This is a genomic window from Mangrovimonas sp. sgz306409 (genome assembly GCF_059735265.1).
Genome location: NZ_JCAPEU010000004.1, coordinates 322,720 through 338,334 on the forward strand (window position 1 = coordinate 322,720; position 15,615 = coordinate 338,334).

12 protein-coding genes are annotated in these 15,615 nt (G+C 37.9%); 2 read left to right on the forward strand and 10 right to left on the reverse strand.

What is annotated here, in order from left to right; genetic code table 11:
- Positions 1-40: 40 nt before the first annotated feature.
- Genes AC6I5C_RS09350 through aroC form a run of 3 tightly spaced genes read right to left on the reverse strand, consistent with a single transcriptional unit; the run spans position 41 to position 3,279 of the window.
- A complete protein-coding gene (locus tag AC6I5C_RS09350) occupies positions 41-874 on the reverse strand; it encodes a sulfurtransferase (protein WP_497904923.1) in 834 nt (277 codons plus the stop codon).
- Between the two features lie 8 nt (positions 875-882).
- Positions 883-2,199, reverse strand: coding sequence for a dicarboxylate/amino acid:cation symporter (locus tag AC6I5C_RS09355; protein ID WP_497904924.1), 1,317 nt, complete (start codon positions 2,197-2,199; stop codon positions 883-885).
- Between the two features lie 18 nt (positions 2,200-2,217).
- Positions 2,218-3,279, reverse strand: a complete 1,062-nt coding sequence (gene aroC, locus AC6I5C_RS09360) for a chorismate synthase (protein WP_497904925.1) — start codon at positions 3,277-3,279, stop codon at positions 2,218-2,220.
- Between the two features lie 186 nt (positions 3,280-3,465).
- Here aroC and AC6I5C_RS09365 point away from each other — a divergent pair, with 186 nt between their 5' ends.
- Positions 3,466-4,308, forward strand: a complete 843-nt coding sequence (locus AC6I5C_RS09365) for a UDP-2,3-diacylglucosamine diphosphatase (RefSeq protein WP_497904926.1) — start codon at positions 3,466-3,468, stop codon at positions 4,306-4,308.
- A gap of 1 nt (position 4,309) precedes the next feature.
- Here the strand turns inward: AC6I5C_RS09365 and AC6I5C_RS09370 are convergent, their stop codons facing one another.
- Positions 4,310-7,225 (reverse strand): FAD-binding and (Fe-S)-binding domain-containing protein, encoded by a 2,916-nt coding sequence (locus tag AC6I5C_RS09370; RefSeq protein ID WP_497904927.1) that lies wholly within the window; start codon positions 7,223-7,225, stop codon positions 4,310-4,312.
- A 153-nt stretch (positions 7,226-7,378) separates the two neighbouring features.
- Between AC6I5C_RS09370 and AC6I5C_RS09375 the strand changes: the two genes are divergently transcribed.
- On the forward strand, positions 7,379-7,885 hold the full coding sequence (locus AC6I5C_RS09375) for a hypothetical protein (RefSeq protein ID WP_053977791.1): 507 nt from the start codon (positions 7,379-7,381) through the stop codon (positions 7,883-7,885).
- Between the two features lie 75 nt (positions 7,886-7,960).
- On the opposite strand, the gene bshA is transcribed toward AC6I5C_RS09375, so the two are convergent.
- From bshA to AC6I5C_RS09405, 6 genes are all read right to left on the reverse strand, one after another.
- Positions 7,961-9,097: an N-acetyl-alpha-D-glucosaminyl L-malate synthase BshA gene (gene bshA / locus AC6I5C_RS09380; protein WP_497904928.1), complete on the reverse strand. Its 1,137-nt coding sequence runs from the start codon at positions 9,095-9,097 to the stop codon at positions 7,961-7,963.
- Between the two features lie 3 nt (positions 9,098-9,100).
- The gene (locus tag AC6I5C_RS09385; RefSeq protein WP_497904929.1) at positions 9,101-12,043 is read right to left on the reverse strand and encodes a serine hydrolase domain-containing protein; all 2,943 of its coding nucleotides are present in this window, start codon (positions 12,041-12,043) and stop codon (positions 9,101-9,103) included.
- Positions 12,044-12,143: 100 nt separating this feature from the next.
- Positions 12,144-13,028 (reverse strand): hypothetical protein, encoded by an 885-nt coding sequence (locus AC6I5C_RS09390; RefSeq protein ID WP_497904930.1) that lies wholly within the window; start codon positions 13,026-13,028, stop codon positions 12,144-12,146.
- A 29-nt stretch (positions 13,029-13,057) separates the two neighbouring features.
- Entirely contained in the window at positions 13,058-13,540 is a 483-nt protein-coding gene (locus AC6I5C_RS09395; protein WP_497904931.1) for an ABC transporter ATPase, read from the reverse strand.
- A gap of 34 nt (positions 13,541-13,574) precedes the next feature.
- Positions 13,575-15,083, reverse strand: a complete 1,509-nt coding sequence (locus AC6I5C_RS09400) for a PH domain-containing protein (RefSeq protein ID WP_497904932.1) — start codon at positions 15,081-15,083, stop codon at positions 13,575-13,577.
- A complete protein-coding gene (locus AC6I5C_RS09405) occupies positions 15,070-15,588 on the reverse strand; it encodes a PH domain-containing protein (protein ID WP_497904933.1) in 519 nt (172 codons plus the stop codon). The genes AC6I5C_RS09400 and AC6I5C_RS09405 overlap by 14 nt, the downstream gene beginning before the upstream one ends.
- Positions 15,589-15,615 lie beyond the last annotated feature (27 nt).

Genomic DNA, 15,615 nt, shown 5'->3' on the forward strand with positions numbered 1-15,615 from the left:
TTTTTTATCAAAATTTAGACTGGATTTTGAAAGCTGGAAATTAAGCTTCGGTTAATGAACCCCATTCCGTCCAAGAGCCATCATATACCGAAATATTATCATATCCAGACAGTTCCGCGCCCAAAGCCAAAATACAGGCCGTAATGCCTGATCCACAGGAAAACGTAATGCCATCTTCAGGTTTGGCTAAAGTAGAAAATAGATTTTTCAAGGATTCTACATCTTTAAAAACTCCATTTTCTAGCAAGTCTGTATATGGTAAATTCACAGAATTAGGAATAGAACCACTTCGTAAACCTGCTCTTGGCTCCACTTCCAAGCCTTTGAATCTACTTTCCGAACGGGCATCAATGATTGTTTGAGTACCTTCTCTGGATTCCTTCAACATATCCTGAAAAAACTTCATGTATCTTGGATGGTAACTTCCTGTAAAATTCCCTTTAACGCCCGTATAAGCTACCTTAGGCTCCACCATAAAACCAGAATTGATCCATTCTGGAAGTCCGCCGTCCAATACGGCTACATTGTCATATCCAAAAGCTTTAAAAAGCCACCATGCCCTTGCACTTGAATAGATTCCTTGATCGTCATAGACTACAATCGCACTATCGTTGTTGATTCCCAAGTTTTGGGCTTCCAAAACAAACTGCGCTTCCGATGGAAAGGTATTTGGAAATTCCCCAGATGCATCACTGAATTTCTGTTTCAAATCAAAAAATCGCGCTTGAGGAATCTGCACTCCTGATTCCTCTATAGAATCGGCTGCCACAGCTTTTGGAATGGTTGCGTCCAAAACAACCAAATTAGGCGCTTCCAAATGAGCATTTATCCATTTAGCAGACACCAAAGGGCTAGGTATTACAATAGGTTTCATAATTACAATTACATTGATGTTTGTTGCTTGGTGTAGTTATCGTCCCAATTCCTTACATGAGGCTCCCCAAGTTTTCCAACCGATTTGGCAACAATCATGGAAACCGCGGCATCCCCAGTCACATTTACTGTAGTGCGACACATGTCCAAGGGTCTGTCCACTGCAAAAATCAATGCTAAACCAGCTTCAGGAATTCCTGCCTGAGCCAAAACAATCACCAGCATTACCATACCTGCTCCAGGCACTGCCGCACTTCCTATGGAAGCCAAAGTAGCCGTAGCAATAATCCCCAATTGCACCCCAAAACTTAATTCCATACCAAAGGCTTGAGCGATAAAAACAGCGGCAACAGCTTGGTACAAACTGGTACCATCCATGTTAATGGTAGCTCCAATAGGCAAGACAAAACTAGTCACCTCTTCTTCCACACCTAAATGCTCTTCAACCCGTTCCATGGTAACAGGAAGAGTTGCCGCACTACTACTGGTTGAAAACCCCAATAACTGAGCTGGAGCAATTCCGTTTAGGAAGAAAAGTGGCGATTTTTTTGTGAATAAGTATACCAAAATCACATATACCACCATCATGAGCAATAAACCCAAAACCACACAGAACGCATACCATCCCAAAGCCGCAAACAAATCGGTGCTAGGAGATTCTACCACTAAAGCAGCCAAAAGTGCAAATACACCAAAAGGCGCAAATAACATAATCAAATCAATGAGTTTTAGAATGACTTCGTTAAAACTATCGAAGAATAATTTGACAGGTTGTGCTTTTTCCTCAGGAATCAGAATAAGGCCTATACCAAAAATAATAGCAAAGAAAATCACTTGAAGCATATTGCCATTATCACTAGCGGCATTGAAAATATTACTAGGTACAATATCTTCCAAGGCTTGCAAAGGGCCCGCATTTTTCTGCTTTTCAGCAGCAGCAATTTTGGAATCGGCATCGCCTTTATAACTCTCAACAAGTTCCATTCGCGTCGCCTCTGTAATGGAAGCCCCCGGTTTTATGAAATTCACCACCAAAAGCCCAATAGAAACAGCGATGACTGTGGTAAAAATATACAACCCAATGGTGCGACCACCCATTTTGGACAACTTTGAAACGTCCTTTAAATCGGAGACACCTTTAATCAATGAAGCCAAAATTAAAGGCACTGCAATGAGCTTTAGCAAATTGATAAAAATGGTTCCAAAGGGTTTGATCCAATCGGTAATGAAGCCACTGCCCCATTCAAATTTAGCCATTACTAGGGCAAAGACTACCCCTAAAACCATTCCCAAAATTATTTGCCAATGCAATGCCAGTTTCTTCATAGAATCATTGTTCTTTTATTATTGATAAGATTTATTGAGCAACATAAAATCTGCCAAAACCAAGGCAGCCATAGCCTCCACAATTGGTATTGCCCTTGGCACCACACAAGGATCATGACGTCCTTTCCCCTGCATTTCTACAATCTCTCCTTCTGCATTCAACGCTTCATGCTTTTGCATTACTGTTGCCACAGGTTTAAAGGCCACCCTAAAATAGATATCCATACCATTACTGATCCCTCCTTGAATACCTCCCGAGAGGTTTGTTTTGGTAGAACCATCAGAATTGAACAAATCATTATGCTCACTTCCTTTCATTTTGGTTCCGCAAAACCCACTTCCATATTCAAATCCTTTAACAGCATTAATGGACAACATGGCTTTACCCAATTCGGCGTGAAGTTTATCAAATACAGGTTCTCCCAAGCCAACAGGCACATTGTGAATCACACAAGTTACCGTTCCTCCTATGGTATCTCCTTCTTTTCTAATTTCCTTGATTCTGGCAATCATTTGCTCAGCCACTTCAGCATCTGGACAACGCACTGCATTGCTTTCCGTTTTGGAAAAATCAAGTGCTTGGTAAGGCTGTTCCAAATAAATATCACCAACCGAAGAGGTATAAGCGTTTATTGTAATTTCACCAAGGACCTGTTTAGCAATAGCACCTGCAACGACCCGTGACGCTGTTTCACGAGCAGAGCTTCTTCCGCCTCCACGATAGTCTCTGGTGCCATATTTCTGTTGATAGGTGTAATCGGCATGGCTCGGACGGTACACATCCTTAATATGGCTGTAATCCTTCGACTTTTGATTGGTATTGTGAATGGTAAAACCAATAGGCGTTCCTGTAGTAACACCTTCAAAAATACCCGATAAAAATTCCACAGTATCTGGTTCCTTACGTTGGGTAACAATGTCTGATTGGCCAGGTTTTCTTCTGTCCAATTCCTGTTGAATTGCCTCAAAATCCAATTGAATTCCTGGAGGACAACCATCAATAATTCCCCCAATTGCAATACCATGCGACTCCCCAAAAGTGGTGAGTTTAAATAACGTTCCAAAGGAGTTTCCTGCCATACTACTATTATTTTATGCTAATGTAATTGTATTCTCAGAGAATCAAAAATGTAAACCCACAAAGCTCTTATTTTATTCATTCCTACATAACAATATCTTAACAGAATGCTCACGGTTAATTAATTACATGTTAATCTTTAAGTAATAAAGAAAAGAGTTATTTGTACTAATCAATCTGATAAACTCTTGAAAATTAAAAGAAAAGTAGAAATCGCCGTAATCTCTGATGTCCATCTAGGAACCTATGGATGTCATGCCAAACAATTATTGACCTATTTAAACAGCATTCAACCTAAAAAACTCATTTTGAATGGCGACATTATAGATATTTGGCAATTTAGTAAACGATACTTTCCAAAATCCCACTTAAGAGTTATCAAGAAAATTATGGACATGTCTGCCGATGGTGTGGAAATCATCTATGTTACGGGCAACCATGACGAAATGCTGCGTAAATTTAGCGACATGAGCATTGGGAATATATCTATAGTAGACAAAGCCGTTTTGGAATTGGACGGCAAAAAGGCTTGGATTTTCCATGGAGATGTGTTTGATGTCTCTATTCAGAACGCCAAATGGTTGGCCAAATTGGGCGGATATGGTTATGATTTATTGATTTTACTGAACCGTCTAAGCAATTGGCTTTTGGAGAAATTAGGAAAAGAAAAATACTCCTTGTCCAAAAAAATCAAAAACAGCGTAAAGCGCGCCGTAAAATACATTAGTGACTTTGAACAAGTGGCTTCTGACCTTGCTATTGAAAATGGCTACGACTATGTAATTTGCGGCCACATTCACCAACCCAAAATGGTGATTAAAGAGAATAAATACGGAAAAACCATGTACCTGAATTCTGGGGATTGGGTGGAAAACTTCACAGCCTTGGAATACCAATTCAAACGCTGGAAAGTCTACAGTTATAGTAAAGACAAACTATCACCCTTCTATGCCGATGAAGATATCAAGGACATGGAAGTAAAGGATTTAATTGCCGCAATCACTATAGTAGACCAACATTCCAAACTATAATTTATACCAAAGCCTGTCTCAAAACTGTGATGGGATGTAAGGCCTCTACCGAAGTTCCATCTTTTATCTGGTGCCTACAACTTGTTCCGTTAGCAGAGATAATTACATCCTTCTCAGCATTTCTAACGGCAGGAAATAAAGTTTGCTCACCAATATTCATGCTCACTTCATAATGTTCCTTTTCATAACCAAAACTTCCCGCCATCCCGCAACAACCACTAGGGATTACGGTAACCTTATAGTTTTTAGGAAAATTGAGTACATCAAAACTAGATTTTTGATTGCTCAAGGCCTTTTGGTGACAATGTCCGTGAAATTTAATGGTCTTGGGCTCATGGGTAAACTGCTCTTTTTTAATGTTTCCTAAATTGATTTCATTCTGAAAGAATTCCTCAAACAAAAATGTGTTGGCCGCAATAGATTTGGCTGCTTCCCTATCATCTGCCAACGTAAGATATTCGTCCCTAAAAGTTAAAATTGCGGAAGGTTCGACACCTACCAAAGGCGTTTCTTTTGAGATTTTACTTTTGAACAATTCCACATTCTTATTAGCTACTGCCTTGGCTTGCTCCAACAATCCTTTAGATAGAAAACTCCTTCCAGATTCTACATTCTCCAAAACAATGACTTGGTAATTAAGGCGCTTCATCAATTCCAGAAAATCAACACCTATACTGGTGTCTAAATAGTTAACAAATTCATCATTAAAAAGATAAATTGTTTTTACAGGATTGTATTCAATTAATTGATATTGCACTGATTTAAAAACATCACTTAAACTCTTAGATGAAATCAAAGGAAGTGTTCTTTCTCGAGCTACCTGCATAATATTTTTCAACGCAGAAGCGATTGTTTTGTTAGAAAACATGAAGTTAGTAAGTCGTGGGGACAGACTACCAAACCTGTTCAGGGCATTATTGTAGGCGAACAATTTGGTACGCCAAGAGATGCCGTTTTCTTTTTGGTACTGATATAAGTACTCCGCTTTCAAACGTGCCATATCCACACTACTCGGGCATTCACTGGCACAAGCCTTACAGCTTAAACACAAATCGAAAACCTCTTTTAATTCCTCATGGTTAAATCTATTTGGCTTTTCGCTATTGGTTAAAAATTCCCTTAAGGTATTTGCTCTGGCTCTTGTGGTATCCTTTTCATTTTGGGTTGCCCGATAACTTGGGCACATGGTCCCTCCAAATTCAGGCAGTTTTCTACAATCGCCCGAACCGTTACATTTTTCGGCCTCACGGAGAATACCTTGGGACTCCGAAAAATCCAAAAAGGTTTCTATTTCTGGTTCCTTTCTATCCGCAACATATCGCAAAGATTGGTCCATCGGAAATGCTTCTACTATCTTTCCCGGATTGAATATGCCCTTAGGATCAAAAGCTGTTTTGATACGTTTGAGAATTTGATAATTCTCATCACCAATCATGAATGGTATAAACTCCCCTCTCACAATCCCTTCGCCGTGCTCCCCACTCATGGCTCCATTGTATTTTTTCACTAAATGGGCCACATCAGTCGTGATTTTTCGAAACAGCAATACATCGTCACTTAATTTCAAATTCAAAATGGGACGCAAATGCAACTCTCCAGCACCGGCATGCGCATAATAAATGGCCTTTTGGTCATACCCTTCCATTAACTTTGTGAACTCGCTGATATAGGCATCCAAATCTTCCAGTGCGACAGCTGTATCCTCAATACAAGCAGCCGACTTTTTATCGCCAACCATATTCCCTAATAGTCCTAATCCCGCTTTGCGCAATTCAATGGCCTTATCCATCTCATTCCCATATAATAAGGCATTTGCATAACTTTTGGTTTGTACTTCAATATCTTTCAACAAACGTGAAATCATTTCCTCTACTTCCGTTTTACTGTTTGCCCTCACTTCGCACATCAAAATAGCCTCTGGATCTCCTTCTATAAACTGCCTGTTTTGTTGCTGTGTTTTGTTGTGCTTGGTCAAATCCAGAATGGTTTTATCCATCATTTCGCAACTGTACAAATCGTGCTTCATTACTGGTACAACAGCCTTCATACAGTCGGCTATTGAAGTAAAATGAAGCGCTATCATGATGCTTTCTGTAGGTGGTAAGACATCAAGTTGCAAGGTGATTTCTGTTGAAAAAGCCAAAGTCCCTTCACTGCCCGCCAAAAGCTTACACATATTAAAAGATGTCTCAGTTTCCGAAAAAATTTCAGATTTCAGCAATTCATCTATGGCATAGCCAGTATTTCTTCTGTGAATTTCTGGTTTGGGATAAGTGGAAATGATTCTCTCCTGGACTTCTTTTGATTCCAATTCTTCATAAATCGTCTTGTAAATATGTCCTTCTACATCCTGCTGCTTCATCTTTTCATGAAACTCTTCGCTTGAAATCGATTCAAATAGCACCGTATTTCCATCACTCAGAATGGTTTTTACAGCCAACACCTTATCCCTAGTGACTCCATATTTAATGGAAGTCGATCCCGAAGAATTGTTCCCAACCATTCCTCCAATCATACAACGATTGGATGTGGACGTGTTGGGAGAAAAGAAGAGATCAAAAGGTTTTAGATAGTTGTTTAAGGCGTCCCTAACCACTCCCGGCTGCACAGTTACGGTACGTTCCTTTTCATTGATATTTAGAATCTTTGTAAAATATTTCGAGACATCCACAACAATCCCTGGCCCCACACATTGCCCAGCCAAAGAAGTCCCTGCTGTACGCGGAATCAAGGAAGTGTTATTGCTGCTTGCAAAACTAATAAGAGCTTGAATATCCTTTTCAGATTTTGGATAAGCCACGGCCAAAGGTAACATTCTATACACCGAAGCATCGGTGGCATACATGGCTTTCATTAAATCGTCATAATACAATTCGCCATCCAACTGCGCTTCTAATGTTTGCAAAGCCTTAGTCATTCCCTTACAATATTTTAAGTGATTTATGTCTTTAGAATTTCGACTAAATTAGAATAAGAAATCCAATTTTAACATATTTTCAACGTTATTCTTTACCAAGCCAATTCCAAAAGTTGTAATTTCGATTTAACAAATCTTAAACTTAAATTACTTATGAAAAAATTGTTTTTAATAGCATTAGCCTGTATTGGTTTTTCGTTTGCTTCCCAAGCGCAGATGATTTCTCCAAACGCCATTGGTCTACGCTTAGGTGATAGCGACGGGATTGGTGCTGAAATCTCTTACCAAAGAGCTCTTGGCTTGGACAATCGTTTGGAAATTGACTTTGGTTGGCGTGATGGTAACCACCATGACGGAGTTAAATTAACTGGAATCTACCAATGGGTTTGGAACATTGATGGCGGCTTTAATTGGTATGCAGGACCCGGAGGAGGATTAGCATCCTATTCTTACGATGACTATTACCACAATGACAAATGGCACCATGATGAGCATGACACCTTTATCTTTATTGGTGGAGATGTGGGAATTGAGTACAGTTTCGATTTCCCATTATTGCTTTCTTTGGACCTTAGACCTGAATGGGGCTTTGGAAATGGAGACCACGACAATAATGATTTAGACTTTGATCTGGCCTTTGGGGTGAGATACCAATTCTAGAGCAAACAACATTTTTATAATAAAAAAGCCACCTTTTACGGGTGGTTTTTTATTACAGAACAGAAGTAAATCACTTTAAATGACTACGCTGTTTTTTAAAGTTCTTTCATAAATGGCCTCATACTGCGGCACTATTTCGTGAATGTCAAAATTTGCTGCTTGCGCTTTAGCTTGTTTTTTAAAGAGCTTAAGCGTTGACGGATCTCTTAAAATCGTCAAAGCATTTTTACTCATGCCCTCAACATCCCCCACAGGACTTAAAAATCCAGAGACACCGTTGATGTTCACTTCTGGAATTCCTCCGGAATTACTGGATATAACAGGTACACTAGAAGCCATGGCCTCTAGAGCAGCTAAACCAAAACTTTCAGTTTCCGAGGGCAATAGGAACAAATCTGAAAAACATAGAATCCTATCTATTTCATTACTATTTCCAAAGAATACCACTTTCTCCTGAATGCCAAATTCTTCACACAACCTTTCTGCAGGTTCTTTTTCCGGTCCTTCTCCTACCATCATCAATTTGGCTGGAATTTCCTTTTGAATATTATAGAAAATCTTCACTACATCTGTAATACGCTTCACCTTTCTAAAGTTACTGATATGGGTTATGATGCGTTCCTCTTCATTGGCCATCATACTACGTTGACAATTGGTAAAATTGGTTCTATGTTTATCCATATCAATAAAATTGGTCACCACATCAATATCCTTTTTGATATCGAACAAACGAAGTGTGTCCTGCTTTAAATCTTCAGAAACAGAAGTCACCGCATCGGATTTATTGATGCTAAAAGTAACCGCTGGCTTATAAAAGGGATGACTTCCTACCAAGGTAATATCGGTTCCATGGAGAGTCGTTACTATAGGTACATAAATGCCCTCCTCAATCAACATTTTCTTGGCCATATAGGCTGCATAGGCATGTGGAATGGCATAGTGCACATGCAAAATTTCAATGCCATGTAATTTCACCATATCTACCAATTTGCTGGAAAGTGCCAACTCATATGGTTGATAATGGAATAACGGATATTCAGGCACATTCACCTCGTGAAAATGCACATGGCTTCCCAAAAGCTCTAACCTTACAGGCTGTTTATACGTAATAAAATGAACTTCGTGCCCACGTTTGGACAATTCTATACCTAATTCGGTAGCTACAACCCCACTTCCTCCAAAAGTAGGATAACATACTATACCTATTTTCATGATTTAATCTTCAATGGCCTCGTAAATGAGGCGTTGTATTTCAGTTCGAATATTTTCCCTCAGCAATAGATTCTTTCCTGCCGTTGGGTACGTTCTATTTGCCAAAAATACATATACTATTTCTTCTTCTGGGTCGGCCCAGGCATAAGTTCCCGTAAAACCTGAATGCCCAAAGCTTGTCATGGACAAACAACCACAGGTAGGACCACTATCTCCCAATTGTGGCTTATCGAATCCAACCCCGCGTCTGTTATCGGCATCGCAATAGTAACAGGTGTTGAATTTCTCAATAGTTTCAGGTTTTAGATAGCGCCTACCACCATAAAATCCTTTTTGCAGATACATTTGCATAATCTTGGCCACATCATTGGCATTACTGAATACCCCAGCATGGCCACCCACCCCATTTTCCATGGCTGCCCCCATATCGTGCACATAGCCTTGAATGGTTTGATAGCGGTAATAATCATCCACTTCAGTTGGCACTATTTGTGAATTACTGAACAATTTGGATGGGTTGTATGTGGTATGGTTTGCTCCCAAAGCTTTATAAAAATGTTCCTGAACCAATTCATCCAAAGGTTGGTCGTAAAACTTTTCAATATATTTCTTTAAAATATAATAGGGCATATCACTATAACGGTAACCCGGTTTGGAAAGCAGTTCACTTTCCAAAATTATTTTTTGCATGGTGTCTGGATAATCATACCTTAGATAGACTTCTTCCGCGACCTTAATATTGAACTTTGGGCTCGGTTTTCGTCTGTAATACTCTGGACTTGGCTTTTTCAAGGAATCCAAAGTAGCCGTATAAAAAGGAATCCAAGGCGTTAAACGAGCACAATGCGAGAGCATTTCCTTAATAGTAATGTTCCTTTTATTGGACTCTTTAAACTCTGGAAGAATTTTAGACAATTTAGTGTTCAAACTAATCTCACCACGCTCTTCCAATTCCATCACCAAAGGTAGCGTTGCTAAAATTTTTGTAAGCGATGCCAAATCGTAGATATCATTGGATTTCACCACTTCATCTCCTTCGTAAGTGTGTTTCCCGAAATTTTTATTGTAAATCACCTTTCCTTTTCTGGCAACCAACAATTGAATTCCTGGAGTCATTTCGTTGTAAACGGCATAATTAGCCACAGAATCCAGTTTCTTTAATTTTTCTGAACTCATCCCTACACTTTCTGGCAGACCATAGCCCAACAACTCTATATCGGTATATTCCACCCCATCACCAACCTTAAAATACTCACCTGCCGATACCGGCAAATGTCCTTTTGCAGGCAAAGCTCCAAATAGGATTTGCGCCGATTTTTCCTGAGCAATCTTACTGTTTTGGTAACTAACCACAATACTCTCAATGTTTTCAATAGATTGCAGATCCATTAAGGCATACGGACGTGCAAACACATCCAAAATCACGTTATTGGTCCTGGCTATTTCATATAACCAAACCAATTCTTGATTGGTAAACTGGTACGGTTTCCAAGGAGATGCATTCGATTTATGAAGACCAATGATAACGGTATTGTAATTTTGAAGTTTGGTAAGAAGTTCATCTAATTTATCTGCACTTACTTCGTGCACTTTAGTATATTTTTGAAGCTCATTTAAAAACACCGATCCATCATCATCTCCAAATTTTACATAGGCAATCTTTTTAGTGTCCAAATGTCTAATAGGTAATACCTGCTGCTTGTTACGCACAACAGTAATAGCAGATTCCATCAATTGACTATATAGTAAATCGTCCTTAAGTCTGTTAAGGTCTTCCTCCAAATGTTCGGTCTCAATTGGCACATACTGGTCCAACCCGACTTTGTATTTGGCCATTAAAATTTTCTTTACCGAATGTGACAAACGCTCTTCAGAAATCACTCCTTTGGCATAGGCTTCTCCCAATTTGGATACCCCTGCAGGCACATCTTCAGACATCAACAACACATCATTTCCTGCTAAAAAAGCCGTTAGGTCCACATCGCCAGATTCGCTGTAATTAGACACTCCTTTCATTTCCAAAGCATCTGTAAAAATCAAGCCTTGAAATTGAAGACGTTCACGTAAAATATCGGTAACAATTCTCTCTGACAAAGAAGATGGATAGCCTTGCCTAGGTTCTAAACTAGGAACATTTAAATGTGCCACCATCACACTGGACAAACCTTCCTTAATCAACCTTTTATAAGGGTAAAGCTCTATAGAATCAATACGTCTTTCATCAAACCCAATAGTAGGCAATGTTTTATGCGAATCCCCTTCGGTATCCCCATGACCTGGGAAGTGTTTAGCATTGGCCAAAACACCAGCGCTCTGCATTCCCCTCATAAATGCCAAGGCCTTGACCGTTACATTATCGCGATCTTCTCCAAATGAACGATTTCCAATAATGGGATTGGCCGGATTGGTATTGATATCTACAACAGGTGCAAAATTGAAGTGTACGCCCAAACGCTTACAGTGCTCCCCTACCTGATACCCGGTTTGTTGAACCAAGGCATTATCCTTAATAGCTCCCAAAGTCATATTCCAAGGAAAGGCATAAGTGGAATCCAAACGCATGCTCAAACCCCACTCCGCATCCATACCAATAAGCATTGGAACTTTTGACAGGGCTTGTAGCTCATTGTTGAGTTTAGCCTGCCTTACAGGACCTCCTTTGGAATAAATGATCCCACCAATATGATGTTCTGTAATTAAGTTTTCAATCTTTTCCCTTGTCTTTGCATCTTGACTTGAAAACACCTGCACCATAAACAATTGCCCAAGCTTTTCCTCCAAGGTCATGTCGTTGTAAATACTGTCCACCCATTTTTGTTGGGCCACAGGATTTTCAGCTAATAAGGGATTAATTGGAGTATTGGTTTGCATTGGACTTGATTGTGCCCAAGCGTAGTAAAAACAGGATAAAAGTATGATAGAAGTTAGGGAATATATGTATTTCATAAAGGTATTTAGGCCAAAGAATTAATTATTAGCCAAAATAATACTTTTACAAGGAAGTGTAAAAAACTTTAAGACAGTTTTATAAAGAAGCTACTAACAACTACTCACAAAGCTCTTCATATTTATCAAAAATAGACCTATACATTTCAAGAGAATATTCCAAATCCATTTCGAAATATAAATCTTCGCGTTCTGATTTGGATAGTTTTTTACCTTGAGCTTTTTTACTTTCTACGTGATCTTCAAATTTTACTTTTCCATTTTCCCTAAAACTTCTTGAATTCATAGCTTCCTTTTCTTCTTGTAAGTATTCTATAAATTCGGGACATTCACTACCTGCCAATTCAAAAGCTCGTATAAATTTGTCATCCAATTTTCCAATAGAAAAAATCGTTTTAAGACTTATATCTATTGGTTTATAAGCATATTCGTCATCTGAATTCTTAACATATACTACAGGAAATGCAGAAAGTTGCTTCGGGCTAGAACCACTGCCTTCAAACTTTATCGGTAACGCATATAAGTTAAGTTTACCTTTGCGCAATACTGGAGCCAGAATCTCTCGATCCTTGTAAACAGCGTCCAGTTTATTATTTATATCCTTTATTTTCAAACGCTCAAAACGGGCAGGTGCCGAGTCTCCATTAAAAATTACCAATTCCTTTATGGTATTGGTTTCAATGTCATAGGCCTTTTCAATATCCGAGTCTTTAATCTTTACTTTTTTTCTGGCAAGTGTTGTATTTTCAACATCCATCATATCCGAATTAAATCCCTGGAAAGAATACCTCATAGGATCAAATAGATTTTCAATCAAGACATTTTTAATTGTGCCATCATTAAAAGTAATTTCAGCCGACACAAATTCTTTTTTGTGCAAATAAATGCGGGCAAATGGAAAATCTATAAAATTAGCTTGTGCAAAACCTTTGGAAAAAGTAAAAAGTGTAAAAAATAAAAATACTAGTTGGGTTAAGTTCTTCATGTTGGTTTGTTTTAAAGAACTTAAATATATCATAAAAATCTTGAATGCCAACTATCCTTGGCAGGAACTTCCCAGTTCTCATTAAACTCGGCAATATTAGTCACCAAATTATTGAAGACGATAGTATTTTGGGATACCGCCTTATCCTTCGCCATCTTTTTAAAATCAATCAAACTTTTGTACGCGATAAACTCTCCCTGTTTATAGGACACGTTCATTTTGTCCAACAAATCCACATTATACTCCTTTTCCAATTGTTGAATAAAATTCACCGAAGCATCAATGGAACACCCTGTAGCTTTGTTTAAACTTTGGTTTAAAGCTATTACAATAAAGCGCTTATACACAATTTTGTAACCTGCATGCAAATCACTTCCATGTGCTGTCCAATTATGGATAAATTCATCTAATTTAGTTTCCAATTCCTGAATTTCTGTATCTGTAAAAGTTCTATTGGCCTGGTAGATCCAAACTCTAGATTCTTCTGGTAATGTATCGAAATCAACTAACATAGCTCTTTGTTTTTATGCACACAAAAGTACAACTTTACATCCAATGTCTATCTTCAGATTCCACTTTAAACAATAGAAAATCGACAATTTGCCTAGCCTCATTTTCCTTTATAAATGGAATGGTCAAAGCTTTTGAAGCTGTATAAATTTTCACCGAAGCTATTCCTCTGTATTTTTGAAAAATACTTTGTTTCAACTTCACACCTTGTAGTTTATGAATTTCAGACAAATCGGTATTGATGTCTATTAATCCGCCACTTCCAATAACCACATAATTATCATCAATACTATAATAAGCCTTTTTATAGCTTTGACTTACAACCATTAATGCAAAAACCAACAATGGAATATTCCAAAGTAAATACATATAATAAGTGTTATAAACAATAAAACAGTTTATGACCAAGATGAATACCAATAATTGTAAAGCTTTCACCCTTTTAAAATACGGTTCTGGTTTATGCTTCACTACTCCATTAAGAATATCACTATAAAATTTCTCAACCAGATTGGTAGACTCTGATTTTGACAAACCTATAATGGAGAAATTCTTCAACTGCTTTGCATTTACCATCGCTTGAGTGAAGAACATTTGATAGAGCCCCAAAGCTTTTTTGAATCGGTTGGTAGATATGGTGATTGTTTGAATTCTACTAGTCACTAAGCCTAACGAAACCTTGTTCAATAATCCCTTGGAAATCTCCAAACCTTTGTCGTTTTCTATAACCTTAAGATCAAAATTGATTAGTACTGTTTTAACTAAGGAAATCACAAATGCTAACAACAGTAAAAGAACTGCCAAAACAACATTTAAAATTAAGAATTGAAGCATTTGACTTTCTCCAAACTGATAATAAGATTCTTCATAAGCTTCCAAATCAACATCTCCCAACACATCTTTAAAGTTTCCATAAAGCCCCAAAAAGAAAGCGAAAATAAATACCATACTTTTTAAATGATTCTCAGAAACACCTTCAAGAAACAAACGCTTCATTGATACCTGAAAAATGGTTTTATCGTCTCTTAAAACCTCCATAGTCTCTCGCGATTCATTATTGTTTGAGACTTGTGTGTTATTAGAAATCAACAACGTCTTTAAGGCTTGCGCTGTAGGCTTATCCAAAGCTTTTATTTCAATTTCAGTTTTTTTGTCTCCTGCACTTTCTACCGATAACGATACCACATCAATAATTTGCTGTAAGAGGTTTTGCTTGATGTAGACATTTTGAATTTTAGACTTTGATATAGAGGTTTCCTCCTTCTTTAAAATGCCTTGCTGAAGAACAAGATGATCGTTGACTAAATGGAATTTAAAATTGTAATACTTTAAAATTGAAATGACCAAGACTAACAGAAGTAGCATAAGAATACCAAAACCCAGCCAAAGAACCTTTTCGGAATCTGCCTTTCGTATAAATAGAAAAAGGGACACAAATATTATAGCCATTTGCTGTCTAACCAATTTGTAGACCCGGAAACCAAACAACACTATAATCCCTTTTGCCGACTGCCTTGTAGGAATACTAAAATTAGGACTGCTCATTCAGTTTGTTGGTTAAAAAGGTTTTAAGCGACTGAGCTACTTCCAGCGGTAAGCCTTTAATAGACAAATCGCTACCACTTTGTCCTGCAGAATACAAGTGTAGCGTAGCCAAACCGAATTTTCTAGCCAAAAACGTTCTGGAAATTTCAACATGTTGAATTCTGTTAAAAGGAAGTGTTGTCACCGAATGCACAAAAACACCTTTAGAATACGTTATGTCCTTGTCCCTTAACGCATATTTCCGTTTTTTAAAAGACATACTTGCAAAGGCCAAACTCAACACAAAACCTAAAATCCAAATTACCAGGATACCAAAAAACATGGCTTGAGGAAGCTTTTCGTCCACTACAAAAGTGTTAAGAATTAAAAAGATTGTAATAAATCCTAAAAAAATTAAACTCCAATTTAAAAACAAGATGATTTTATACTTAGAAGCAATATTAGAAAGTTCAAGATTTTCTATTTTAGGAAGATTTTCCAGAGAAATTTGATTGTTTAAAAACACCTAGTGAAATTTAAATATTAAAATGTC

What these genes read in the sequence shown, in the direction of transcription:
- AC6I5C_RS09350 (WP_497904923.1), bottom strand. Translation starts at nt 874, where the DNA reads ATGAAACCTATTGTAATACCTAGCCCTTTGGTGTCTGCTAAATGGATA.
- AC6I5C_RS09355 (WP_497904924.1), bottom strand. Translation starts at nt 2,199, where the DNA reads ATGAAGAAACTGGCATTGCATTGGCAAATAATTTTGGGAATGGTTTTA.
- aroC (WP_497904925.1), bottom strand. Translation starts at nt 3,279, where the DNA reads ATGGCAGGAAACTCCTTTGGAACGTTATTTAAACTCACCACTTTTGGG.
- AC6I5C_RS09370 (WP_497904927.1), bottom strand. Translation starts at nt 7,225, where the DNA reads ATGACTAAGGCTTTGCAAACATTAGAAGCGCAGTTGGATGGCGAATTG.
- AC6I5C_RS09375 (WP_053977791.1), top strand. Translation starts at nt 7,379, where the DNA reads ATGAAAAAATTGTTTTTAATAGCATTAGCCTGTATTGGTTTTTCGTTT.
- bshA (WP_497904928.1), bottom strand. Translation starts at nt 9,097, where the DNA reads ATGAAAATAGGTATAGTATGTTATCCTACTTTTGGAGGAAGTGGGGTT.
- AC6I5C_RS09385 (WP_497904929.1), bottom strand. Translation starts at nt 12,043, where the DNA reads ATGAAATACATATATTCCCTAACTTCTATCATACTTTTATCCTGTTTT.
- AC6I5C_RS09390 (WP_497904930.1), bottom strand. Translation starts at nt 13,028, where the DNA reads ATGAAGAACTTAACCCAACTAGTATTTTTATTTTTTACACTTTTTACT.
- AC6I5C_RS09395 (WP_497904931.1), bottom strand. Translation starts at nt 13,540, where the DNA reads ATGTTAGTTGATTTCGATACATTACCAGAAGAATCTAGAGTTTGGATC.
- AC6I5C_RS09400 (WP_497904932.1), bottom strand. Translation starts at nt 15,083, where the DNA reads ATGAGCAGTCCTAATTTTAGTATTCCTACAAGGCAGTCGGCAAAAGGG.